General features: G+C 39.8%; 28 protein-coding genes. All 28 read right to left on the minus strand.

Features of this window, described 5'->3' with window-relative positions; all coding sequences use genetic code 11:
- Positions 1 to 27: 27 nt before the first annotated feature.
- The 28 genes from flhB to dprA all read right to left on the minus strand — a co-directional run bounded on the left by flhB (position 28) and on the right by dprA (position 24938).
- Entirely contained in the window at positions 28 to 1113 is a 1086-nt protein-coding gene (gene flhB, locus J2Z32_RS03885; RefSeq protein ID WP_210087841.1) for a flagellar biosynthesis protein FlhB, read from the minus strand.
- A 21-nt stretch (positions 1114 to 1134) separates the two neighbouring features.
- Positions 1135 to 1926: a flagellar biosynthetic protein FliR gene (fliR, locus tag J2Z32_RS03890; RefSeq protein ID WP_210087842.1), complete on the minus strand. Its 792-nt coding sequence runs from the start codon at positions 1924 to 1926 to the stop codon at positions 1135 to 1137.
- A gap of 9 nt (positions 1927 to 1935) precedes the next feature.
- On the minus strand, positions 1936 to 2205 hold the full coding sequence (fliQ, locus tag J2Z32_RS03895) for a flagellar biosynthesis protein FliQ (RefSeq protein WP_210087843.1): 270 nt from the start codon (positions 2203 to 2205) through the stop codon (positions 1936 to 1938).
- Positions 2206 to 2270: 65 nt separating this feature from the next.
- Positions 2271 to 3026, minus strand: coding sequence for a flagellar type III secretion system pore protein FliP (fliP, locus tag J2Z32_RS03900; protein WP_210087844.1), 756 nt, complete (start codon positions 3024 to 3026; stop codon positions 2271 to 2273).
- A complete protein-coding gene (locus J2Z32_RS03905) occupies positions 3023 to 3532 on the minus strand; it encodes a flagellar biosynthetic protein FliO (protein ID WP_210087845.1) in 510 nt (169 codons plus the stop codon). The genes fliP and J2Z32_RS03905 overlap by 4 nt, the downstream gene beginning before the upstream one ends.
- 40 nt (positions 3533 to 3572) lie before the next feature.
- Complete coding sequence (locus tag J2Z32_RS03910; RefSeq protein ID WP_210087846.1) at positions 3573 to 3938, minus strand: response regulator; 366 nt, start codon at positions 3936 to 3938, stop codon at positions 3573 to 3575.
- Between the two features lie 31 nt (positions 3939 to 3969).
- Complete coding sequence (gene fliY, locus J2Z32_RS03915; protein WP_210087847.1) at positions 3970 to 5223, minus strand: flagellar motor switch phosphatase FliY; 1254 nt, start codon at positions 5221 to 5223, stop codon at positions 3970 to 3972.
- A complete protein-coding gene (gene fliM / locus J2Z32_RS03920; RefSeq protein WP_210087848.1) occupies positions 5213 to 6211 on the minus strand; it encodes a flagellar motor switch protein FliM in 999 nt (332 codons plus the stop codon). The genes fliY and fliM overlap by 11 nt, the downstream gene beginning before the upstream one ends.
- Positions 6212 to 6254: 43 nt before the next feature.
- Positions 6255 to 6728, minus strand: coding sequence for a flagellar basal body-associated FliL family protein (locus J2Z32_RS03925; RefSeq protein ID WP_210087849.1), 474 nt, complete (start codon positions 6726 to 6728; stop codon positions 6255 to 6257).
- Complete coding sequence (locus tag J2Z32_RS03930; RefSeq protein WP_210087850.1) at positions 6725 to 6949, minus strand: flagellar FlbD family protein; 225 nt, start codon at positions 6947 to 6949, stop codon at positions 6725 to 6727. Before J2Z32_RS03930 ends, J2Z32_RS03925 begins: the two co-directional genes overlap by 4 nt.
- Positions 6950 to 7067: 118 nt before the next feature.
- Entirely contained in the window at positions 7068 to 7883 is an 816-nt protein-coding gene (gene flgG / locus J2Z32_RS03935; protein ID WP_210087851.1) for a flagellar basal body rod protein FlgG, read from the minus strand.
- Positions 7884 to 7977: 94 nt separating this feature from the next.
- A complete protein-coding gene (locus J2Z32_RS03940) occupies positions 7978 to 8361 on the minus strand; it encodes a TIGR02530 family flagellar biosynthesis protein (protein WP_210087852.1) in 384 nt (127 codons plus the stop codon).
- Positions 8358 to 8894 (minus strand): flagellar hook assembly protein FlgD, encoded by a 537-nt coding sequence (locus J2Z32_RS03945; protein ID WP_210087853.1) that lies wholly within the window; start codon positions 8892 to 8894, stop codon positions 8358 to 8360. The genes J2Z32_RS03940 and J2Z32_RS03945 overlap by 4 nt, the downstream gene beginning before the upstream one ends.
- Positions 8895 to 8923: 29 nt before the next feature.
- Positions 8924 to 10228 carry a flagellar hook-length control protein FliK gene (locus tag J2Z32_RS03950; protein WP_210087854.1) on the minus strand — a complete coding sequence of 435 codons (1305 nt, stop codon included), beginning with the start codon at positions 10226 to 10228 and terminating at the stop codon, positions 8924 to 8926.
- 29 nt (positions 10229 to 10257) lie between these two features.
- On the minus strand, positions 10258 to 11205 hold the full coding sequence (locus J2Z32_RS03955) for a MotE family protein (protein WP_210087855.1): 948 nt from the start codon (positions 11203 to 11205) through the stop codon (positions 10258 to 10260).
- 44 nt (positions 11206 to 11249) lie between these two features.
- Positions 11250 to 11693, minus strand: a complete 444-nt coding sequence (fliJ, locus tag J2Z32_RS03960) for a flagellar export protein FliJ (protein ID WP_210087856.1) — start codon at positions 11691 to 11693, stop codon at positions 11250 to 11252.
- An 11-nt stretch (positions 11694 to 11704) separates the two neighbouring features.
- Positions 11705 to 13021 (minus strand): flagellar protein export ATPase FliI, encoded by a 1317-nt coding sequence (fliI, locus tag J2Z32_RS03965; RefSeq protein WP_210087857.1) that lies wholly within the window; start codon positions 13019 to 13021, stop codon positions 11705 to 11707.
- Positions 13011 to 13856 (minus strand): FliH/SctL family protein, encoded by an 846-nt coding sequence (locus tag J2Z32_RS03970; protein ID WP_210087858.1) that lies wholly within the window; start codon positions 13854 to 13856, stop codon positions 13011 to 13013. The genes fliI and J2Z32_RS03970 overlap by 11 nt, the downstream gene beginning before the upstream one ends.
- The gene (gene fliG / locus J2Z32_RS03975; RefSeq protein ID WP_210087859.1) at positions 13849 to 14868 is read right to left on the minus strand and encodes a flagellar motor switch protein FliG; all 1020 of its coding nucleotides are present in this window, start codon (positions 14866 to 14868) and stop codon (positions 13849 to 13851) included. Before fliG ends, J2Z32_RS03970 begins: the two co-directional genes overlap by 8 nt.
- 11 nt (positions 14869 to 14879) lie before the next feature.
- Complete coding sequence (gene fliF, locus J2Z32_RS03980; RefSeq protein WP_210087860.1) at positions 14880 to 16475, minus strand: flagellar basal-body MS-ring/collar protein FliF; 1596 nt, start codon at positions 16473 to 16475, stop codon at positions 14880 to 14882.
- A gap of 38 nt (positions 16476 to 16513) precedes the next feature.
- Positions 16514 to 16825 (minus strand): flagellar hook-basal body complex protein FliE, encoded by a 312-nt coding sequence (gene fliE / locus J2Z32_RS03985; RefSeq protein ID WP_245251167.1) that lies wholly within the window; start codon positions 16823 to 16825, stop codon positions 16514 to 16516.
- A 61-nt stretch (positions 16826 to 16886) separates the two neighbouring features.
- A complete protein-coding gene (flgC, locus tag J2Z32_RS03990; RefSeq protein WP_210087861.1) occupies positions 16887 to 17339 on the minus strand; it encodes a flagellar basal body rod protein FlgC in 453 nt (150 codons plus the stop codon).
- A gap of 5 nt (positions 17340 to 17344) precedes the next feature.
- Positions 17345 to 17752 carry a flagellar basal body rod protein FlgB gene (gene flgB / locus J2Z32_RS03995; protein WP_210087862.1) on the minus strand — a complete coding sequence of 136 codons (408 nt, stop codon included), beginning with the start codon at positions 17750 to 17752 and terminating at the stop codon, positions 17345 to 17347.
- 457 nt (positions 17753 to 18209) lie between these two features.
- Positions 18210 to 19613 carry an ATP-dependent protease ATPase subunit HslU gene (gene hslU / locus J2Z32_RS04000; protein ID WP_210087863.1) on the minus strand — a complete coding sequence of 468 codons (1404 nt, stop codon included), beginning with the start codon at positions 19611 to 19613 and terminating at the stop codon, positions 18210 to 18212.
- Between the two features lie 30 nt (positions 19614 to 19643).
- Positions 19644 to 20186: an ATP-dependent protease subunit HslV gene (hslV, locus tag J2Z32_RS04005; protein WP_210087864.1), complete on the minus strand. Its 543-nt coding sequence runs from the start codon at positions 20184 to 20186 to the stop codon at positions 19644 to 19646.
- A 127-nt stretch (positions 20187 to 20313) separates the two neighbouring features.
- Positions 20314 to 21633, minus strand: a complete 1320-nt coding sequence (gene trmFO, locus J2Z32_RS04010; RefSeq protein ID WP_210087865.1) for a methylenetetrahydrofolate--tRNA-(uracil(54)-C(5))-methyltransferase (FADH(2)-oxidizing) TrmFO — start codon at positions 21631 to 21633, stop codon at positions 20314 to 20316.
- 24 nt (positions 21634 to 21657) lie between these two features.
- Complete coding sequence (gene topA, locus J2Z32_RS04015) at positions 21658 to 23754, minus strand: type I DNA topoisomerase (RefSeq protein ID WP_210087866.1); 2097 nt, start codon at positions 23752 to 23754, stop codon at positions 21658 to 21660.
- Between the two features lie 95 nt (positions 23755 to 23849).
- Positions 23850 to 24938, minus strand: coding sequence for a DNA-processing protein DprA (gene dprA, locus J2Z32_RS04020; RefSeq protein WP_210087867.1), 1089 nt, complete (start codon positions 24936 to 24938; stop codon positions 23850 to 23852).
- Between the last annotated feature and the right edge of the window lie 74 nt (positions 24939 to 25012).

Here is a 25012-nt window from a genome sequence, read left to right on the forward strand (position 1 = left end):
TTGACGCCTCCGATCCCTATCATTTCATCAATTTTTACCTTGTAGTTTGTATACATAAGCCAACACCTCAGCTACGGCTTGGAACAAATCAGCTGGAATAGAATCACCGATTTCTGTTCTTTGGAACAAAGCTCTAGCGAGTGGTCTATTCTCCACTGTGATTACGTCGTTTTGCTTAGCAATTTCTTTAATACGCAGGGCAACATAATCTTGTCCTTTTGCAACAACCTCTGGCGCTTCCATTTTGCTTGCATCATATTTTAGTGCGACAGCGAAGTGAGTAGGGTTTGTAATAATGACATCCGCCTTAGGCACTTCTTGCATCATACGCTGCAAGGCCATCCGGCGTTGCCTTTCACGGATTTTCCCTTTAATTAAAGGGTCACCCTCTGTTTTCTTATACTCATCTTTAATATCCTGCTTGGACATTCTTAAGTTTTTTTCATACTCATAACGCTGGTACATATAATCAAAAACCGCTAACACAAACAATGCAACAGAGATTTTAATTCCAAGATTCATCGTCATTTTGGCCGTAAATTTAAAGGCCTCTTCAACCGAAACATGCCCAAGTGATGAAATACTGTCCATCGCACCCCATACTGTAGAAAATACGAGATAACCTATAATGGTCAGCTTTAAAATAGACTTAAGAAATTCGACTAAGGAACGAGCTGAAAATATATTTTTCATCCCTTTAATCGGATCTAATTTGCTGAATTTTGGCTTAATCGGATCTCCTGTAAATAAGAAACCAACCTGCGCATAATTAGCCACCGCTGCGACAACAAAAACGATAAGAAGAATGGGCGCAAGTAACAAAATGAGCTGAACACCATAACTTCTAAACATCACCATCGCATTTTCTTGAGTCACATCCATCGTGAGACGATGTAAAAAAACATCAGTATATAACTTAATTAATCTTTCTTTTATGTAACCACCAAAAGTCATGAGACATAAAAAGACAGACAACATAACAAGTGAACCAGCCACATCCTGACTTTTGGCGACTTGCCCTTTCTTACGGGACTCCTGACGTTTCTTGGGAGTTGCTTTTTCTGTTTTTTCACCGGAAAATAACTGCAAATCCAACTTATAGCGTAAATTCAATTTGGATTCCTCCCAAACAACTTAAGGCCGTTCCCCTATCGTACCAAGCAGTCCTTGTAACGATTTGAACAATACGGCAAATAATTGCTCAAATGCATAGGTGAAGCTAGGTACTAGTAATAACAGTACAACTAAACCTACGACAATTTTTAAGGGAATTCCAATGACAAACACATTAAACTGTGGTGCTGAGCGAGCTAGAAAACCTAATGCAACATCCGTTAGAAATAAGGCAACGACTAAGGGAGCTGCCATTTGAAACGAAAGTAAAAAGGCATTTCCGAATGTACGAATTAAAAATTCAGATACATTTCCTTGATAAATACGCTGAAACAACTCATTATCCAGTGGAATCCAGTTATAGCTACGAACAACCGCATCAATTAAGTAATGATGCCCATTCATCCCTAAAAAAACTAAAACAGCAAAGATATACTTGAAGTTACCGATGACTGGTGCAGTTGTCCCCGTCATTGGATCAATGACATTGGCAATACCAAATCCAATTTGAATATCGATAAATGAGCCTGCCATTTGAATGACTGCAAACATCAGCGATACAACATACCCCATTAAAAGACCAATTAAAACCTCTCTTATGACCATCAACGCATAATTAAGATCAGTTGGTAGTGGTGTATTCACATCCTGGACAAAAAATATTAAAACAGCAATCATCGTTGAGAAACCTATTTTAAAGCTATTTGGCACATTTCGTGCTGAGAAAATAGGTGAGACTACAAAAAAAGCAGTTATTCGACAAAAGATTAACAAAAAAATGGACCAACCCTGTAACAAACTCCCTAATGTCATCATATAATCCTAACTAATATACTTGGCAAGATTATTAAAAATGTTATAAGTAAAATCTACTAATGTTGTTAAAATCCATGGTCCAAACAATAATAAAGCTACGAGAACAGCAACAATTTTGGGAACGAAAGCTAGCGTCTGCTCTTGAATTTGTGTAGTCGCTTGAAAAATACTAACTATCAAACCAACGGTAAGACCGATTAAAAGCATTGGTGCGCTTACTTTCAATACGGTAAAAACAGCTTGTCCGGCTAAACCGATTATAAACTCCGAACTCATTACCGTGTCCCCCTCTTACATTCATCAATTGATAATCAAAGCTTTATTCCATACTCTATTCACTTTTAAAAGCTAATCAACAACTGCTTTACAACGAGATACCAGCCGTCTACCAAAACAAATAGTAGTATTTTAAATGGTAGTGAGATCATAACCGGCGGTAACATCATCATCCCCATAGCCATCAGCACACTGGCGACCACAATATCAATAATGAGAAATGGAATAAAAATCATAAATCCCATTTGAAAGCCTGTTTTGAGTTCACTTATTGCAAACGCAGGAATCATCACACTTAATGGAATGTCCTTATAGCTTTCAGGTGCCTTCGTCTTACTGTAATCTAGAAATAGCTTAATATCCTTAGGCCTTGTATGTGTATACATAAATTCCTTCATTGGAACGGCGGCCTTATCCAAAGCTTCTGTTTGTGTGATCTCTCCTTTGATATAAGGCTGGAGTGCAACCTGATTGATCGTAGATAAGGTAGGGCTCATCACAAACAAGGTTAAAAATAGGGCTAACCCAATTAAAACTTGGTTTGGTGGCATCTGCTGCGTTCCCAGTGAACTTCTAACAAAACCAAGTACAATCACAATTCTCGTAAAACTTGTCATCAATACTAGAATTGCAGGTGCAATACTTAATACTGTAATAAGAAGGATGATAGACAATGAGCTAGTGCTAGGCTGTCCCGACGAATCTCCGATCTGAATTCCCACATTAGGTATGGGATTCACAGAGGCTGCAGAAGCTATAGACACACCTACAATGCTCCAAAGGCTTGCAATTAAGCCAATTATAATGAGCTTTTTCTTCATGAATCCCTCGACCGATCTGTAGTTTCTTGTTCCGATTCCTCCAGCAACTCTTGAATTTGCTGCTTACGATTAGGTCTCTTCTGAATTTGCGTCTGGAATACTTCATGGAAAGAGGAGCCTTCAAGTTCTTCTTCTTGAATGAAGCTCTCTTTCTTTTTAAAGCGCGTCATCAAATTAGATAACGCCGATGTAATCGCCGGGAACTCAGGGTCAGCCTCTTCAAATGCTCGCTTCAAAAGCTCAATTTCGTCGGGATCGGTAATTTTATCAACTAAATTGATATTTTCACCTACACCAACCAAATACATCGTTCCGCCGATTTGAATCACTTGAAGAGACTTATTAGGCCCCAGTCCCACAGCACCCATCGTTTGTATGGAGCGATTAGTTGAAGAAAGACGGTTCTTTCTACCTAAAAAGCGTACCAATACGATAATTAAAACAATAATGATAGCAAGAACAACAATGACAGTTAACATATCCCCAATCGGATTAAACTGACTCATATCCTGAGTTTGTTCGTTAGCTAAAGGCAAAAACATAAGACTATAGGCCTAACGTTTTGTTGATCGCCTCTACTACACGATCAGATTGGAAAGGTTTAACGATGAAGTCTTTAGCACCAGCTTGAATCGCATCAATAACCATCGCTTGTTGACCCATTGCGGAACACATAATAACTTTTGCACTAGGTTCAATTTTTTTAATCTCTTTTAGTGCTGCAATCCCATCCATTTCAGGCATGGTAATATCCATCGTAATTAAATCAGGATGCAACTCTTTATATTTTTCAACTGCTTGCGCACCGTCTTGTGCTTCTCCCACAACTTCAAATCCATTTTTTGTTAAAATATCACGAATCATCATTCTCATAAATGCTGCGTCGTCTACGATTAAAATTCTGTTAGCCATTAGTTAAAAATCCTCCCTGAAATGAATACTGTTATTTCAATTTTTGAATACGATCCCATTGGCTTACGATATCTGTGACACGTACCCCAAAGTTCTCATCAATAACAACAACCTCACCCTTGGCGATCAGTTTGTTGTTAACTAGAATATCCACAGGCTCACCAGCTAGCTTGTCTAATTCTATGATTGAACCTTGTGATAACTCCAAAATATCTTTTATTTGCTTTTGGGTTCTCCCTAATTCTACGGTGACCTTAAGGGGAATGTCCATCAATAAATTTAAATTATTTTCATCCACTTGTCCATAAGCCGGCGTTGACAAATTAGAAAACTGTACAGGCTGTACATTTGTATGTCGTCCACCCATTCCACCAAGATGATGAGGTTCGTTATAACCTTGCCCCATAGGCATATTACCATAACCTTGATTTGGAACCTGCGGTTGCATTGCAGCTGGTGGCGGCTGATTATACATCGGTTGCTCATACATAGGCTGTGAAGGCATGACAGGCTCAGGCGTAGGAGCTACTGGTGGTGCAGAAGAAGGTGCAGGTGTAGGCTCAGGTGCAGACGTAACTGGTTGCTCTTCCACAGCTTGTGACTCTGAACCGTTAATTAAACGACTCACCATATCTTTAGCAAATTCAACAGTTAACAACTGCATAATCGTAGAATCTATCAAATCTCCAATTTTTAATCTAAACGAGATTTTAATTAATGTTTCATCTGGCGGTAGGCTATTTAACCCGTTCCCATCTGTCATATTTAAAATATCTATACCAGGTGGTGAGATATTTACAAACTGATTAAAAATAGTAGACATCGAGGTCGCAGAAGAGCCCATCATTTGATTCATCGCTTCTTGTACGGCACTAATATGAATCTCATTAAGCTCCTCATCTTGTGGGTTCCCTTCGCCACCTAACATGAGATCAGCAATGACTTGAGCGTCTCTAATTTTAATGACAAGTGAATTCATACCTTCAAAACCATCAACATATTCTACATGAATAGCAACATGTGGTTTCGGGAATTCCTCTTCAAATTTTGAACGTACAATGATTGACACTTTAGGGGTAGTTATATCTACTTTTTTATTTAAAAGTGTTGAAAGCGCAGTTGCCGCACTTCCAAATGTAATATTCCCAATTTCTCCCAATGCGTCCTGCTCTAGCGGTGTTAAATAATCATCAACTGTTTTCTCAGTTTCGGCTTGGTTATCCATGCTAGCTTGCTTAAGCAGAGCATCAATCTCTTCTTGAGATAAATAGTCTTTACTCGTCATATTCCTCAACTCCTTCACTTACAATTTCATCAATTTGAACAGCAATCCGATCTTTAATTGTACCTGGACTTCCGATGTATTTCAGCTTATCTCCGATCCGAATCGCAAGTCCATCCTCAACTGGCTTATTCAAAGAAATTACATCTCCAACTGCTAAACTCAAAAATTCAGAAATTGTAATCTGTGATTCGCCTAATTCAGCTACAATCGGCAATTTAGCTCGATGTACTCGGTGCTGTAATGCCTCTACCTCTTCAGGAACTCTGGACTTTTTCTGAGATACAAACCAATGATGGACAGACAATTTAGACATGATGGGCTCAATCACTACATGTGGGATACAAAGATTAATCATCCCTGTCGTATCCCCAATTTTTGTACTTAATGAAATTAGAGCTATTGTCTCATTGGGCGAAACAATTTGCATAAATTGTGGATTGGTTTCTAACGCCTCCATACGTGGATTAATATCCATCACGGTTTTCCACGCTTCTTGGAGACTATCAAAAGCTCTACTAAAAATTTTCTCCATAATAATGGTTTCAATTTCTGTTAAAGCACCCATCTTAGAAGGTGCAGCACCGACACCTCCTAATAAACGATCTAACATGGCATAAGCAACGTTGGGATGAACTTCTAATACCATTCGTCCTTCTAGCGGCTCAGCTTCAAATATGTTCAGGATCGTCATCTTAGGAATAGATCGAATAAATTCATCATAAGGCAATTGTTCTACCTGAACGACGCTAATTTGTACAAAGGTGCGCAGTTGTGCGGAAAAATAGGTAGTGAGATATCGAGCAAAATTTTCATGAATTCGAGTTAAGCTGCGAATATGGTCTTTAGAAAACCGCACAGCTCTTTTAAAGTCATAAGCTCGTATTTTTTTCTGCGTCTCTTCCTTTTTTAGTTCTTCCGCATCCATTTCACCTGAAGACAACGCTGCAAGCAGTGCATCTATCTCATTTTGTGACATTACATCTACCATTTATCTCACCCCCTTAAAGAAATTGTACATTGATTGTTATTGATCAGATCGGTACCAATTGGAATTTTGTGATATCAATCTGAATCACTTTTCCTTCAGGCAGTGATTTGTTAATTAAATTTAAGAGCTTTGCGCTTAAATCATCTTTACCCTTTGCGCCATTTAACTCCTCTGGCTTTGTATCAGCTAAAGTTTTAATGATGATTGGGGCAATTTTAAAGTCTTTAATTTTGTCAAAGGCTGCCTTTGACTCTGCGGTATCTAATTGAAAAGCAAAATTAGCGACTACAATGTAGTTTGCATCAGCAGCATTTGTTTTAATTTCATCGATGGTTGAAGTAACCTCAACGATCTGATCGGCAGTTAAACCCGGTGCTGGAGCTACATTTTGCACAGTATCTCTCAGTTGAGTTTCTGGTGTTTGCTGTGTGTAGGGCCTTAAGAGTAAAAATGCTGCTACTACGATAAGCGTAATTGATAATAAGATTGTAATCAGCCAAGGTGCCAATTTTTTCATGACAATTCCTCCGTTTGCTGCACTTTAATTGTTGCTGCATGAATGCCAATTTCACTATAATAGTCTCTTATACGTGAAATGACCTCACTTGCTTTCTCCAATACTATAATACGCTTGCCTGTAACAAGGGTTACGTATGTATCAGGTGTTTCCTCAACCGCCTCTATCATGATGGCATTTAGCCACAATTGAGATCCGTTTATTCTTGTTACAGCGATCATAATATTCCTCCCACATGAATAGTTAAAGTCAGGTTTGTTGAAGATAAATACACCTAAAATCTGGTTAAGTATAGAGGAGGATTAAGCAATTACCTATCCTCCTCTATTAAGTTTGAGCTTAGCGTTTCAAGTTAACAACTTCTTGTAAGATTTCATCTGAAGTCGTAATAATACGAGAGTTAGCTTGGAAACCACGCTGGGCAACGATCATTTCGGTAAATTCACCTGTCAAGTCCACATTGGACATTTCAAGCTGTCCAGCAATAATTTTACCCGTTCCAGCCTCTTGGTTGTTTGCCGTTGTAATAGCTAACTCTTCTGTTGTTGCGTTTGGAGTATTACGATATAAACTACCACCAATTTTTTCTAAGCCCTCTGGGTTAACAACTCTAGCAACCCCAATTTGAGGTCCATCCTCAGTCGTAGTCCCATCTGCCATTTTAGCGACAATTCTTCCGTTTTGGTCAATCGTAAAGGCCGTTACACCTTCTTCAAGCGTAATCGGTTGCCCTCCACTATCTACAACAAAAAAACCATCTGAGGTAACTAGTTGTCGTGCGGCATCTAAATGGAAGTCTCCGGCTCTTGTCAAATAAGGTTCTTCTTGTTCAGCAGTTAATTTAATCAAGAAAAAGCCATCCCCATCAATACGTAAATCTAACGGGTTATTTGTAGTCATGGCACTCCCTGCTGTATGCAGTGTGTCAATAGAACCAATAGACGAACCTAAACCAATTTGCTTAGCATTTGCGCCCCCCACTCCATCTGTAGGTGCTGTAACACCAGACACAGTTTGACTCATGATATCTTTAAACATCACTCTACTCGCTTTAAAGCCTGCCGTATTTACGTTAGCAATGTTATTCCCGATTACGTCCAACTTCGTCTGAAAGCCCCGCATACCAGATACACCCGAATACATTGATCTTAACATTTACTTTCATTCCTCCTAAAGTAAGATAGAATTGCCCTAGTTGCTTCAGTCGATCCGCAACTAATGAATGGCTTTCCGAATCCGGGCCAGCCAATTAAGAAATAATTACTGCACTATCAATTTGGGTAAAAACATTGTTTTTCATGTTACTTCCATCCATTGCTGTGACGACCGTACGATTGTTCACATTGACGATCAACGCCATATCCTTTAATAGAATCAACGATTCCTTGCCACCTTTAGCAGCTACATCATTTATCGCATTTTCAATCTTTTGCAATTGCTCAGGCTTCAAATCGAGCCCTCTTTGCTCTAAACGCTTCACCGCATGATTACTAAACCTGACAAGCGAGTTTTGCAGCAAGTCCTGAAAGGAGGCCTGCTCATTATTTTTAGAAGACTGAGGCTTATGCTGCTGGGTGACAGCAGGTCCAATTCTTCCTGTATAAATCTGACCTACTTGGATCGGAGAATTCATGATGTTTTCTCCTCAGTAGATTCATTTGTACCTGAGGTTTCTTTATCTTTGTCGTCTACTGCTGCTTTTACATCTTCAACCTGAACAATTTTGTCAAGCTCAAGCTCTTTACTACCAATCTTCACATAATGAACACCATTACGAACGACGATAGAATCAACAATTCCTGTTTCCTTTTCAATAATGACTTCAGCTTGTTTTGTTTTAATATCATAGTTACCCGTTTTCGTTTCGCCGTTCCACTCGACTTGCTTCCCAATTAAATTGGAGCTATTTCCAAGCGATTGCCCCATTCCTTTTAACTGATCAGATATTTTAGCAAGCTGTTCCACCGAAGTGAATTGAGCAGTCTGCGCAGCTAAGTCTTTATTATCCATTGGAGAAGTAGGGTCCTGATTTTGCATCTGTGCAATCATTAGCTTCAAAAAATCATCTTTACCTAAAGTATTATTATCTGTTTTCGTGCCAGCTCTTCTTACATTATCTACAGAATAATACGGCCAACTCGTTTTCGGATATACTACATCAGACATGTTGCTCCTCCTTCCTCTAACTTTATAATCTAAGCTCTCGCAACAAATGAACTACCATACGCCCCTTCGCGCGTTTTAACCTCTGCCATCCACTCGTTCCATTCCTCATTGAGATCGTTCACGAGTAAATGATCCTCTTCCTGTAGCTCACGCCGTTTATTTCCTTGTTCTTGTCCTGAACCGTTACGTTGTCCTTGACTCTCATTATGATACATATGGGAGGACAATGAACTATTTTGGGTTACTTCAAGCTTAGTGACTTGAATACCTTGTGCTTGCAATGCCGCTCTAAGTTGACTCATTTGGCCCTCAAGTGATTCTTTAGCTAGCAAATGCTCGGTTACAAACTGTGCAACCATTTGGCCATTTTGCATCGTTATTTTGACATCCACTTGACCTAGGTGCTCTGGGTATAATGAAATTCTAGCCTCCGAAAGTCCTTGAAGCTTTACGATATCGAACTTACCAACTAGAAATCCACTTACTTCCTTAGCGAAGCTTTCTACAGGCACCGGTGTAGGTAGACTTTTAACCTCTGCATTGGCATGATGGCGTAACGCAAGCTGACCTGCTGTAACGACTTGACCATTTTGCAAAGCATTAAATGACTCGTGATCGTTATGCTGCGTTGCATGACTAGCCCCCTTAGAAGCATGTACTGCATCCTTTAACTCAACTTGTCCATTCTTTTGGCCATTACCTTGCATAGCACTATTTAATGCTTGATCTACAAAGACATTAACTTTTGCAGGTTTGCTGTCAACACTAGTTACATCCAACATTTTCTGCAATGATTGAAGCATGGATTGGATTTGGTCTACAGGTAGCTTAGTTACTCCTGCTTGAGCCTGCTTCGCAGAGGACAACAATTGAGCAACTGCGTCTTGAATCGCAAACGTAATCGTTTGAGGGTGTTTTGCCAATTCTGACAATCCTTGCTCCAATTGACCATTTTGGGCCGAAGAAGTAATGGGCTGAGTCTGCTGTAAAAAAGCTTGCACACCCTGTAGCCAACCTTGCAATGCAGCTAACAGGTTTCCATCCGCATTTAAATGATCCTCGAGGTTATCGAGCTTAGCTCCTAGATCAAGCAATAACTTAGCGATTGTGTCATCTTCACCTAAAATTTCAGTACTACTTGCACCTTCTACTAGCCCTGCTAGTGTCAACAAAGACAAAGTTGAACTGTTCGAGTTAGTATTAGCGCCACCGCTACCCATCATTGCAAGTAGAGCTTGTCCAAAACCTTGATCAGAAACCGCAGATTGACCGCCAGTACTGCTCACAACACTTGCTGATGGTGAGGATGTAATTGCGGAAATGACTTGACTCATTTTATTATTCACCTCCTTTCCTAGTAGATTTATTTAGCAACTAGCTTATTCAAAATTTTTGCCGCTTCGGTTTGATTAGTTTTTGTCATTGATGCTAAAATTTTTGACCGTGCTGCATCATCAATGGAATTAAGAATTTTTAATGCCTTATCAGGGCTAATTTTATACGTCTGCAAAAGTAGCTCCGACGCTGAATCAGCAGACATTGTAGAAAATGTAGCACTTAGTTGAGCATCCGTTAAACCTGTATTCACCTTAGAAGCTGCGGCATCTGTCTCAGCCTCTTTCTTCAATCTAGATTGCAATGCAGCAATATTTAAATCCTCAGATGTGGTTGCATCCTTGAGCTTAATTGAAATATCAGCCGCTTTTTGTGCATCCATTTTTTCTAGAATGGCGGCCTTATTTTCGTTCCCCATTTGGCTTAGCATTTGTAATGCTTCATCCGTTGTGAGCTTTTCTATAATTGCTGCCGCTTTTTTAGGACTCATCTGGGCATAAAGCTGGGCAAGCTTTTTTACTTCTTTTTGATACGCAGCTTGCTCCTCACTTTGCTCTGCTTTTTGCTTCACAGAACGTTCTTGATCCAATGTTGCTTGAAGAGCTTTAGCCTTTTCAGCTTGTTCTGTGGCCTGCTGGGTTGCTTCCTTTAAATCTGTTTCCTGCTTTGCAACCTGCTCCTTTAATTGCTTGACTGTAGCCTCTGTGCTTTCTTGCTGCTTTTTCTCGTCCTTCTCTTTATCCTCTTTTTTGCTGTCGTCTCCAGCAACACCATCAGGCTCAGGAATAAAATCACGCACGATAGGAATTCGATTTCCCCAATCCAGCATAACATTGCGGAAATTAACATTAAGAAGTGTGAGAAGAACACTTAGTAAGACAATCGTAAATATGATTGGCGCGATAAAAAATAAAAACCTTGCAAAGCGACCACCAGATTCAGCTTCATAATCTTCTTCTATTTCATTTTGTTCCAAGTCCGTACCCTCCTTTGCAGTCAAAGATTATTCCCACCCTGATTCTAATGGGCTCTCATAGCAAACCGGACCGTCGCCATTTCATCCAGCTCATTTTGTTCACGAAGTAGCATCTCTTGCTGAAATCTATCCTGAGCTTTCTCTTTTGACTTCATCCATACCTTTTCATCCAGCATCTTGTCATTAAGTATAATTTTCTTATTTTCTACCATTTGTTCGGCACGAAACACATCTTGTAATTTAGTAGAAATACATTGATCTAAATAGTCTACATAATACTGCAATTCATTTAAGCTTTGAATGGAAGAACAATTTTCCATCTCGGCTTGAATTTTAATCGCTGTATTTTTTTTCTCAGTATACAACTGCTCTAGTGTCTGTTGTTCACTATGTAAGTGACCCACTGCCGCAGAAAACATCCATTCCGCTTGCGTTTTTTCATTGGACTTTAAATCCAACACCTTTTGATAGGCATACCGAAATTTCATGGATTATGCACTCATCCCTTCGAGAATTCAGCAATTAAACGTTGTTGTACTTCTTCTAAATGAACCTTTTCATCTACCTTTTGCCTTGTAAAGCCTAATATACTTTGATTGGCATCAATCGCTTCATCGATTTCAGGGTTAGAGCCGTGCTGATATGCTCCGATATTAATTAAATCTTCGGAATCTTTATACACTGAAAGCAATCTCCTTAAATTTGAGGCCGCATCATTTTGTTCCTCTGGTACAATGTCTTTCATCACCCGGCTGATACTAGCTAAAATATCTATTGCAGGGAAATGACCTTTATTGGCAATGCCACGATTTAATACGATGTGACCGTCTAAAATCCCTCTGACTGCATCCGCGATTGGCTCGTTCATATCGTCACCGTCTACCAACACCGTATAAAAGGCTGTAATTGACCCCGCAGATGAAGTTCCTGCTCGTTCCATTAATTTGGGCAATGCCGCAAATACGGATGGCGTATATCCACGCATTGCAGGGGGTTCACCAACAGCTAAACCAACCTCACGTAATGCCATTGCATATCTAGTGACCGAATCCATCATAAGCATGACGTTTAAGCCACGATCACGAAAGTATTCCGCAATTGTCGTTGCAATTAAGGCGCCCTTCATCCGGATCAGTGCTGGTTGGTCAGAGGTTGCTACAATAACGACCGAGCGTTCTAGCCCTTCAGGACCGAGGTCACGCTCAATAAAATCTAGCACCTCACGACCACGTTCACCAATCAGAGCAATCACATTTACATCTGCCGAGGTTCCTCTAGCGATCATGCCCATAAGGGTACTTTTCCCAACACCAGAACCTGCAAATATACCTACACGTTGACCCTTTCCAATCGTAAGCAAGCCATCAATCGCTCTCACGCCAATGCTGATTGGCTCAGCAACTCTAGGTTTAGTTAATGGATTAAGCGGCTTACTGTAGGTGGAATAATGCCCCATTCTAGATGGCAGTACTGATCCATCCAGAGGTTGTCCTAGCCCATCAAGCACCTTACCTAGTAGCTCAGACCCAACCTGAACCGTTAGCGGCTTACCGGTGCCCACAACATCACAGCCAGGACCAATCGCATGCAATTCCCCTAAAGGCATTAGCAGCACCTTGTTGTCCCGAAAACCAACAACCTCAGCCTGTAATGGTTGCGTAGATTTACTTGGGTAGATGTAACATACGTCCCCAATGCTTGCATCAGGCCCTTCAGACTCTACCATCAAACCTACGACTTGAGTGACCTTCCCGTTAATTCGCACAGGATCAATCTGCCGTAGATGGTCAATGTATCGTTCAGAATTAAGTCTCATCTTGACGTTGCTCCTCGACCTGCATTGAAATTCGCTGCAGTTCTTTTTTGATTTCCTTGAGTTGGGTGTCAATTCTAGCATCTACGCTACCAAATGAAGAACGAATAACACATCCACGATCAAGCACAGTAGGATCAGGTAAAATTTGTAGCTCTGCTTGAGAATCTACGGATAAGCCGAGCTCTTCTCGTGCTGCTTGCACAAATGAGAAATGCGCTGGAGCTACACATAATGTAATGACCCCTTGCTCACGTTTCCGTGCTAAGCTCTGCTTAATTAATGACAGCATATAATCGGGATCAAGTGAAAGCTCCTTATCAATTACTTTCTCGGCAATCGCACAACTGAGCTCAACGACAAAAGGTTCTGCCTCTTGAATGATGGCTTCCTTTTCAGAATAAGCTAACTTCAGGACGTTACTTGCTTCCTCCATCATTTCATTTATATTTTGCTGTAACATTTCTTCGGCATGTGCTTTGCCTTCCTCGTATCCCTGATTAAAGCCTTCTGCTTTGATCGCTTCGACTAGATCTTCATCCTGTTGTCTACGCTCTTCCCACCAAGCTTCAATCTGTTCCTTTGCTTCCGCAAGCAAGCGATCAGCTTCTTCCGCAGCCTCTCTAACCTGCCGCTCTGCAAATTCCTTTGCATCCGTCAGCATTTGTTTTCTAGTTTCTTCTGCCTCAATGTCAGCCTCTGAAACTTTACTTTCAATACTCGGAGAAGCTTCTTCTACAACTTCTACCTCTTCCTCTTGCGCGTAGTTTTTCCCTAAATTAAGCTGTTTCAGGACTTCAATAGGCACGTATTGCGATACCTTAATGAGATTAGACAATGATGTCATCCCCTCCACCGCGGGCTATAATAATTTCTCCTGATTCTTCCAGTCTGCGGATGGTAGATACAATACGAGTTTGTGCTTCTTCTACATCGCGCAACCGCACAGGACCCATAAATTCCATTTCTTCTTTGAAAGTATCCGCCATACGTTTGGACATATTACGGAATACAGCCTCTCGAACCTCTTCACTTGCAACTTTAAGCGCAAGCTGTAAATCTGCATTTTCGATGTCGCGAATAATACGTTGGATAGAACGATTGTCGATATTGACAATATCCTCGAACACGAACATCCGTTTTTTGATTTCTTCAGCAAGCTCTGGATCTTGAACCTCCAAGGAGTCTAAAATCGTACGTTCTGTACCACGATCGACCCCATTCAAAATTTGAACGATTGATTCAATACCACCTGCAGATGTGTAATCTTGAGTAACAGTAGCAGATAACTTTTGTTCCAATACACGCTCAACCTGTGAAACTACTTCAGGTGAAGTACTATCCATCACTGCAATTCTACGAGCGACCTCAGCTTGTTTTTCTTGTGGCAAGGAGGACAAAATCATCGCTGCTTGTTCAAATTGCAAATATGATAACACCAAAGCGATCGTTTGTGCATTTTCGTTTTGAATAAAGTTTAAAATCTGGTTTGGATCTGCTTTTCTAGCAAAATCAAAAGGTCTAACTTGTAATGTTGCTGTTAAACGGTTAATAATGTCATACGCTTTGTTTGTTCCAAGTGCTTTTTCCAGAATCTCTTTGGCGTAATTGATACCGCCTTGGGTAATATATTCCTGAGCTAAGCAAATTTGATGGAACTCTGCCATGATAGTTTCTTTTTCATTGGCATCTACTTTACGGACATTGGCAATTTCTAACGTTAACTGCTCAATCTCCTCATCGCGTAGATGCTTGAAAATTTGAGCAGATACCTCTGGTCCAAGCGTAATTAATAAAATCGCTGCTTTCTGCTTCCCAGTTAAACCCTGTGAAGTTGTTGCTCTAGACATATTTTCCACCTCTATTCATCAGCCAGCCATGTGCGTAATAGGTTGACGAATTCTTCTGGTTTCTTTTTCGCCAAAGTTTCTAGTTGCTTTCTTACTTGATTTTCATTCGTTATTGTCTCTAGGTTAATAGAAGGCAGTTCTGATAATAATGGTTGAGGAATTTCATCTTCCAATAGCTCTTCTTCTTGTTGCTTTTTCTTACGAGAACGGAAAATGAGTACTCCCGCACCTAAACCTACTAATAGTGCAGCGGCAGCTGTACCCCATACCCACGGGTTAGATAGACTAAAGACATTTGTGTTGATGTCGTCACCCTGGAAGCTTTGGGAGAGAACCGCAACTTTATTAAGTAGTTCTGCGTCTGTATAGGTAGTTCCTGAATCTGCTAAATATGAGCCAACAATATTTTTTAGAATATTTTCGATTGCCGTCTTCGTATTGTCATCTAAAGTTTGTTGTCCTGTAGGTGGATCAACCGCAACATTAATACTTAAGTCTTTAACAATATAAGGGCTAGCAACAATATCTTTCGTGATTCTATTCACTTCGTAATTAATTGTTGATGAAGATTTTTCTGAGCTGGACCCACCCGATTGATCAGCGGACGGATAACCCGGAACATCCTCTACTCCAGTGCCTGGCGTACCACTGTTGGTGTCACCTTGGCCAGTAAAACTTTCCTGAACCTTTTGGGCACTAATCTCTATCCCTTTCATGTTTTCAGTATCAACAGGAGTTACGAGATTTTCCTTCTGACTTACTTGGTCAAAATTTAGTTTAGAAGCAACAAGCACCTCAATTTTGTCTGGTCCAGTTAGCTTAGATAAAAATTGCTTAACGGCAATACGGACATCGCTCTCAAACTTTTTTTGCAGTGCCAAATTTTCTTGAACTGCACTTGATAGGGAAGCTTTCGTGCCCCCTTGACCAGTGGGCAACAATACTGTGTCGTCACTCGAAGAAATCGAGATGTTTTCAACTGGTAGATTAGGTACTGATGTTTTTACTAAATTAAAATAACCATCTATTGCTTCTTGTGGGACACGATATCCCGGCTTAAATTTCATTACAATCGAAGCAGAAGCCTTTTCTTGTTCATCCAAATTAGCAAAAACATTTTCTGCTGGTAGATTAATTAGCACTTTCGCATCTGCAACACCTTGCATCCGCTTTAACAGCTGTTCAACCTCACCGTTGAGTGCAGCCTTATATTTCACTTTAAATTCATTATCTGTTGTACCAATAAGGGAAGAACTGTTGTTAAACGATTCCCATCCGATTGATCCATTTTTAATGATACCTTGTGAGCCTACATTTACTTTTACTAGTGCTGCTTGTTTACTTGGAACTGAAATACTTCCTCCATCATCACTAAGCTTATAAGGTATGGAGTTTGAATTTAAATAAGTGATAATACCTGCCGCATCAGCGGAATCAAGATTGTTAAACGCAACTTCATATTCTGTTTTTGAAAATTGAATTGTCATTAGGATAATCGCCAATAGTATGAAGGCGACCGTAGAAACCAAGAGCGTTTTTTGCTTTTTACTAAAATGGTTCCAATATCCCGTTACTTTATCCCGATATTGGGTAATTCTTTCATTCACATTGTCACCTCATCCAAAGCTGCTGTAATCATTTTGCATTACATTTGAATTCGCATAATCTCTTGGTAAGCCTCTACGACTTTATTTCGCACATTTGTTGTAAGCTGTAAGCTTAACATCGCCTGTTCAGAAGCAATCATTACTTGATCTACGTTAACTTTTCCAAGCTGGAAGTTTTCGTTCATTTTAGTAACATTATTTTCTTGAGCAGCTACACTATTAAGCGCATCATTCAAATAACTACCAAATTGTTTAATAGACTCTGAAGGAGTTGGTGAGCTAGTATTTGTCACCTGTGGGGTATTGCTAGCAAGACCTGCTATACGGTCGAAGTTCATCTTCTGTATCAAAGTTGCACTCTCCTATGTGGGTAGTTTAGTTTATTGGTTTAGTTTATTTTCTGGTTTTTGTTTATTTGCCGATCTGTAATGCTTTTGAAATCATAGATTTTGTAGCATTTAAAGTTGTCACATTTGCTTCATAAGAACGTGTCGCGGAGATCATATCTACCATCTCCTTCAAAATATCAACATTCGGCATATACACATAACCTTCTCGATTAGCATCAGGATGCGTTGGATTATAGACCGGTTTCAAAGGTGACTGATCTTCCTCAATTTTAGTAATCTTTACACCTTGTGAAGACGTTTCGCTGTTTCCCATAGCTGTTGCTAATGCGCCATCAAAGCTTAGATTATTAGGTGCCATCACTACCGTTTTACGTCGATAAGGAACCGCTTCGCCGTTTTCAATTTTAGCTCTTGTTGTTTCGGCGTTGGCAATATTAGAAGATATAACATCCATTCTCAAACGTTGCGCAGTCAGTGCGGATGAGCTAATACTAAAGCTGTTGCTAATTTTCATGTATGTTATCTCCCCTCTACTGCAAGTCTTTTCATTTTAATTTGATAATTAACCTGTTCTATGTACGAGTTATATCGAAGCTGGTTCTCTGCTAAAGAGCTCATTTCACTGTCAATATCAACATTATTCAGGTTGTTATTCATGGAGGTGGTTTGATCACTTTCTACCTTCGCACTAGGTATTTGGTTCGTTGGACCTATGACAAAATGTCTATAGTCAGTTCTTTTGCCCTGTAATGCCGGTGTGTCTCCATTCATCTGTTCCTGAAGCAAGCTCTCGAATGACACATTCGATCGTTTAAAATAAGGGGTGTCAACATTAGCAATGTTGTTTGATATTACTTCTTGTCTTAAATTCGCTGCATCAATTGCGTTCTCCAATCTTTGGAAGCCCACCCCGCCTAACAATTTCATTATCTTTCCCCCTTATAATTTTGATATAAACTGCAAAAACCTAGGAAGTGTTAAATTCAACATTGCGTGTCGAATTTCCTCTTTTAAAAGTATAAATAATTGTTTTTTCGACATTTAATCGTTTCACTCTATCGTCTTTCTAACGTCCTAGACTAAAATAAATTAAATAAATGTCGTATATCCTAAGTTTCATAGAGATTGGACTTATTTACAATAAGAAAAAAGCACTATCTTTACAGAAATTAACGAATAAAGTTTCATAAAATTGAAACAATTCCACTATTTTTCATCAATTTACAGAAATTAGGAGCAATAATATCAAAAATTAAAATATTTTAATCATCCCTCTTTAGGACATATTTTTATAAAGTCAAATAAAAAAACAGAATGCCGTTAGACCTATTTTCGGCCTATTAGCATTCTACTTGAACACAAAAATAAATATTATTTTGTAGTTTTATAGGATAAATTGACTTAAATCTCTATCCTCTGCAATATCCCCAAGCTTTTCTCGTACATATTCAGGTGTTATTACCATACTATCCAATGTTAATTCTGGAGCTTCAAAGGATAAATCCTCAAGTAATTTTTCTAAAATTGTATGCAATCTTCTTGCACCAATGTTTTCGGTATTGCTATTTACAGTGGCAGCAATTCGCGCAATTTCCCTAATCGCCTCATCAGAAAACTGAACATCGATATTTTCCGTACGCAGTAATTCCGTGTATTGCTTTGTAAGCGCATTTTTAGGCTCTGTTAATATAGACACAAAGTCATCCAAGGTTAAGCTGCTAAGCTCAACCCGAATCGGGAAACGACCTTGTAGCTCAGGAATCAAATCAGATGGCTTAGCAATATGAAAAGCCCCTGCTGCAATAAATAAAATATAATCAGTTTTAACAGGGCCATATTTCGTCATCACAGTAGAACCCTCAACTAATGGTAAAATATCACGTTGCACACCTTCGCGTGATACATCTGGTCCTGAAGCACCACTGCGACTGGCAACTTTATCTATTTCATCGATGAAAATGATACCGGATTGCTCTACACGCGTAATCGCTTCTTGCGTCAGGTCATCCTGATCCACCATTTTGTTCGCTTCCTCTTGTGTCAGCACTTTACGTGCTTCCTTAATGGAAAGCTTGCGTTTTTTAGATCTTTTTGGTAAAAAGCTTCCGAACATTTCTTGCATATTCATGCCAAGCTGATCGTTACCTTGACCCGCAAACATATCCATCATATTTGGAGCCGTATCCTCTACCTCTACCTCAATAATGTCATCCTCTAAGTAGCCAGACAATAGCTTGAATTTAACCTTGCGACGTTCCTCAACGATAGAGACATCTTCTTCATCCTTGTCTTCTTGTTGCTTCTCTACATTGTTATGATTTCCAAATAACATTTCGAATGGATTAGATCCACTTTTAGATTTCTTTTTGGAAGGAACTAAGATTTGCAAAATGCGTTCATTAGCGAGTTCTTCTGCCTTATCCTTTACTAGCTCTGTTCGTTCAGACTTCAAGCTACGAATAGCAGTCTCAATCAAATCACGTACCATCGATTCTACATCACGACCTACATAACCTACCTCAGTAAACTTAGTCGCTTCAACTTTGAGAAAAGGTGCTCCAACAAGCTTAGCTAATCGACGCGCAATTTCCGTTTTTCCTACTCCTGTAGGCCCTATCATTAAAATATTTTTAGGTACAATTTCATCCTGTACCTCTTCACCTAGTAAGCTTCTGCGATAGCGATTACGTAATGCAACCGCCACGGATTTCTTAGCTTGCTTTTGCCCTACAATATATTTATCTAGTTCGGCTACAATTTGCCGAGGCGTTAAATTTTTTTCAACCATTTGAGCATCCCTCCTTCGTGATAACACGGGTTATAACTCCTCAACAATAATATTGTTGTTCGTATACACACATATTTCAGCAGCCACCTGAAGGGCTTCTCTTGCAATATCTTTCGCTTCTAAGGTTGTAGCGTGTCGCTTGAGCGCACGTGCCGCAGACAAGGCATAATTGCCGCCTGAGCCGATCGCAAGAATCTCATCATCTGGCTCAATAATTTCTCCACCACCAGATACTAATAACATTCCGCTTTTATCCATTACAATTAGTAACGCTTCTAGCTTACGCAAAACACGATCTTGACGCCAATCTTTAGCTAGCTCTACCGCAGCACGCTGTAGATTACCATGATGCTCCTCTAGCTTTCCTTCAAACTTCTCAAATAACGTAATGGCATCTGCAACTGATCCTGCAAAACCAGCTAAAACCTGTCCACGATATAAACGACGTACCTTTTTAGCTGTCTGCTTCATAATGACACTTTCACCAAAGGTCACTTGCCCATCCCCAGCGATTGCACATTTACCATTGTGCCGAACAGCACAAATTGTTGTTGCGTGAAATGTAGGAACCATTTTAGGTACTCCTCTCTATCTCTTAAATAAAAACCAAATAGTATGTAGCTATTATACGCCAAATACAAACGACTTCGCCAATTTAGGTAGGGAAGCCGTTAGTTGTAATATCAAGAAAATGTTAGTTCTAAAATTTATTTTCTAAAAAGCTTTTCAAGCTGTTTAGCGCTCTGTGAGCTAAAGCTTCATTTTTTTCTGCTTTTTTGCGATAACGAGTATCAAGCTTAGGGAATAACCCAAAGTTAGCATTCATCGGCTGGAAATTATCAAAATCTGCAGTTGTAATATATCTCGCCATACTACCTAACGTTGTATCCTCTGGGAATACAATACCTTGTTGATCCATTGCTGCTCTAGCTGCATTAATACCTGCGATAAGTCCAGATGCAGCTGATTCCACATAACCTTCCACACCTGTCATTTGACCCGCAAAAAATAATGTAGGTCTACTTTTTAATTGATAGGTTGGTTCAAGTAGCTTTGGAGAATTTAAAAATGTATTGCGATGCATGACCCCATAACGTACAAACTCCGCTTGTTCTAGTCCTGGAATCATGGAAAATACCCGTTTTTGCTCTCCCCATTTCAAATGGGTTTGAAAGCCTACCAAGTTATATAACGTGGCAGCAGCATTGTCCTGCCGCAATTGCACGACAGCATGAGGAATTTGCCCCGTTTTTGGGTCCGGCAAGCCAACTGGCTTCATTGGTCCAAATAAGGCGGTTTGCTTACCACGACGCATCATAATTTCAATAGGCATACAGCCCTCGAAATAAATTTCCTTTTCAAACTCCTTTAACTGAGCTACCTCAGCTGTAATCAAGGCATCATAAAAAGCATCAAATTCCTCTTCAGTCATTGGGCAGTTTAAATATGCCGCCTCACCCTTATCATAGCGAGAAGCTAAATATACCTTGTTCATATCAATTGAATCTTTTTCTATAATTGGGGCAGCAGCATCATAAAAATAAAAATACTCCTGTCCAGTTAGCTTTTGTATCTGCTCTGATAACGCTGGTGAGGTAAGGGGGCCTGTTGCGACAACAACAATCCCTTCCTCAGGTAACTGCTGCAGCTCTTCATTTACAACTGTGACAAGTGGGTGCTCATGAAGTGTTGTTGTGATTTCTCCAGAAAACCCATCACGATCCACTGCCAATGCTCCGCCAGCAGGCACAGCATGATTATCTGCTGCACCTAGCACTAGCGAATCTAACATTCTCATTTCTTCCTTTAATACACCTACAGCATTAGTTAAACCGTTGGCGCGTAAAGAATTACTGCATACTAACTCTGCAAATTTATCGGTATGATGCGCAGGGGTTTTGACCACTGGACGCATTTCGTATAATGTAACAGGAATTCCACGTTTAGCAATTTGCCAAGCTGCTTCACTACCTGCAAGCCCTGCTCCGATTACTGTAACTCCCTTAGTTAACTCGGTCATAATTTTATCCCCCACAAACTTTTATCATTCAGCAGCCTCATCAGGTTCCTCGACCATCTCAGAATGATCACAAGCTGTACAGTTAAGCTTGATGCCTTGCTTGCTGCGTTTCTCAATCATCATCGACTGACATTCAGGACACGGTTTCATAGATGGCTTATCCCAAGATACAAAATCACATTCAGGATAACGGTTGCACCCATAAAATACTCTTCCCTTTTTACTGCGACGCTCTACGACATGTCCTTCTTTACATTTTGGACAAGTAACACCTATCTCTTTAATGATTGGTTTCGTATTACGACACTCTGGGAACCCTGAGCAAGCTAAAAACTTGCCAAAACGTCCGATTTTATAAACCATATGTCTGCCACATTTTTCACATAACTCATCAGAGACTTCATCTTCGATTTCAATCTCTTTCATTTCTTCTTCTGCCACTTCTAAACGCTTCTCAAAAGATTCGTAAAACTGACTTAATACACGAACCCAATCCTCATCGCCTTCTTCAACATGGTCAAGATCATTTTCCATATTCGCCGTAAATTCTACGTTCAAAATCTCGGGGAAAAACTGCTCCATTTGCTCAATAACAAGTTCACCAAGCTCAGTAGGCATAAACTTCTTCTCTTCAATTGCGACGTAGCCACGCTTTTGAATCGTCTCAAGTGTTGGTGCGTACGTACTAGGACGACCAATCCCTAATTCCTCCAAAGTCTTAACTAATCTTGCCTCAGTATAGCGAGGTGGAGGTTGTGTAAAGTGCTGCTTTGGTTCAATAACTTCAGTTGTAAGCTGATCCCCTACCTGTAACGGAGGTAAAAACTTATCATCTTCAGCTGTGCCATCATCGTTACCCTCTACATATACCTTCATAAACCCTGGAAAAGCAATTTTAGAGCCCACAGCACGAAAAGTTGTCTCTGCGGCTTGGATATCCACTGTTAATGTATCTAGCACAGCAGAAGCCATTTGACTTGCCATAAAGCGCTCCCAGATTAATTTATATAAGCGATATTGATCTCGACTCATAAATGCTTTAACAGAATCTGGATCACGTAATGCAGAAGTAGGACGAATCGCCTCGTGTGCATCCTGTGCATTTGCTGCCTTTTTGGAATATTGTCTTGGGCTTTCAGGAATATAGGCATCGCCATATTTATGGGCGATATATTCCTTTGCTTCAGTCTGAGCTGATTCTGCAATTCGTGTAGAGTCAGTACGCATATAAGTAATAAGACCTACCGTACCTTCCTTACCTAAATCGACACCCTCATAAAGCTGTTGAGCAACAGACATCGTTTTTGCCGCTCTAAAGTTTAATTTACGTGCTGCTTCCTGCTGAAGTGAGCTTGTCGTAAATGGCGCTGCGGGATTCCGCAAGCGTTCCTTTTCCTTTACCTTTGCAACCTCAAAGGCAGCTCCCTCAATAGAAGATAAAATTTTGTTAACCTCTTCTTCACGATGTAATTCTAGCTTTTCACCGTTAAGCTTATGGAACTTCGCCTCAAAGGCAGTTTCATTAATTTTTAGCTTCGCAGTAATACTCCAGTATTCTTCAGGAATAAATGCAGAAATTTCATTTTCACGATCCATAATAATTTTTACTGCTACAGATTGTACGCGTCCAGCAGACAATCCCTTTTTAACCTTTTTCCATAGCAATGGGCTAATCTTGTATCCAACTAGTCGATCAAGGATACGTCTAGCTTGCTGTGCATTCACAAGATCCATATTAATTTTTCGTGGTGTCTTAAACGCATCCTTTACAGCCTGCTTCGTAATTTCATTAAATACAACCCGGCACGTTTTGGATTGGTCTACATCAAGGGCATGTGCTAAATGCCAAGCAATAGCCTCTCCTTCACGATCGGGGTCAGCTGCGAGATAAATATTTTTCACTTTTTTACTCGCATCTTTTAATTCCTTTAATATTGAACCTTTACCACGAATGGTAATATATTTTGGATTAAAGTCATTTTCAACCTCAACCCCGATTTGGCTTTTAGGTAAGTCGCGTATATGTCCCATTGATGCTTTAACAATATATTTGCTACCCAAATATTTACCAATCGTTTTCGCCTTGGCAGGCGACTCCACGATGACCAGTGAGTCCGCCACAGGTACATCCCCCTCTCACTAACTAAAAAACATTTCTTAATGTCATATATAAATATCATATAGCCACATGCTCAGCTACTCTAATCAGAAATGGACTATACTAAGCTATATACAGAACCAGGTAACTGAGTCGCTACTTTTTTCATGATTAAAGATAACAGAACAGAATGTAAATGTCCAAAATCCCAAGATGTTAAAATCAGCAACTCATCAAAATTTAATTTGCCCTGCTCCAACATATGGTATATGCGCCACTCGTCATCTGTCAACTTGTTTTGTTCAGATCCACTAATTTCCTTACAATGGATTGTACCTATATTTATATTATATTCTTCCAAAATATCACTGGCACTAGTTACAATTTTTGCACCTTGTTTTAATAAATCCAAGCAACCTCTACTTTTTGGTGACGTAATTGGACCTGGTACTGCAAACACATCTCGATTGTATTCAAGTGCGCGATCTGCAGTAATAAGTGAACCACTTTTTATGTCCGCTTCTACAACCACTGTTCCCTTTGCTAACCCTGCGATTATTTTATTTCGCTGTGGGAATAGCCCAGGATGACTATTCGTACCTATTGGGTATTGTGAAACAATTAACCCTGATTCCGCGATTTGTTGATATAGCTTTACATGTTCTCGCGGATAAACGACATCAATTGCAGTACCAAGTACAGCGATCGTTGTGCCGTTACAATCTAATGACGTTTGATGACAAATTCCGTCAATACCCCTTGCTAACCCACTTACAATCGTAACATCTGCTTCACATAAACCTTTCACTAATATCTCACTCGCTTTACGTCCATAGCTAGTAGGATTTCTTGTTCCGACTATACTTATAGACATTTTAGATAGAAGTGAAACATTACCGATTGCATACAAAATCCAAGGTGGCGTATCCATTTCTTGAAGTAAAAGCGGATACTCCTCATCAAAATAGGGAATGATTTCAATCTTCTTTGTATGCATAATCTGAATATATTCAGTTAACCAATGTTTATTAAAAACCTTCACAAGCGAATTTGCAAGCTTTGAGCCAATCCCTCTTTTTTCCCAATCCGAAATCGAAAATTGTAATGCATGCTCCCATTGATCATCATAACTCACGACTTGCTTTATTGTTTTCCATCCCACGCCTGGACAAGCATCTAAGCCTGCTAAAATCCACCTTTTATCCATGGAGACATCCTCCTCTTCTAGCATGTTTATTTCCTTTGACTGCAAATAAGTAGCAAAAAAGCAACCCTTTGGCC

This window comes from Paenibacillus turicensis, assembly GCF_017873435.1.
Lineage (GTDB): Bacteria > Bacillota > Bacilli > Paenibacillales > Paenibacillaceae > Fontibacillus > Fontibacillus turicensis.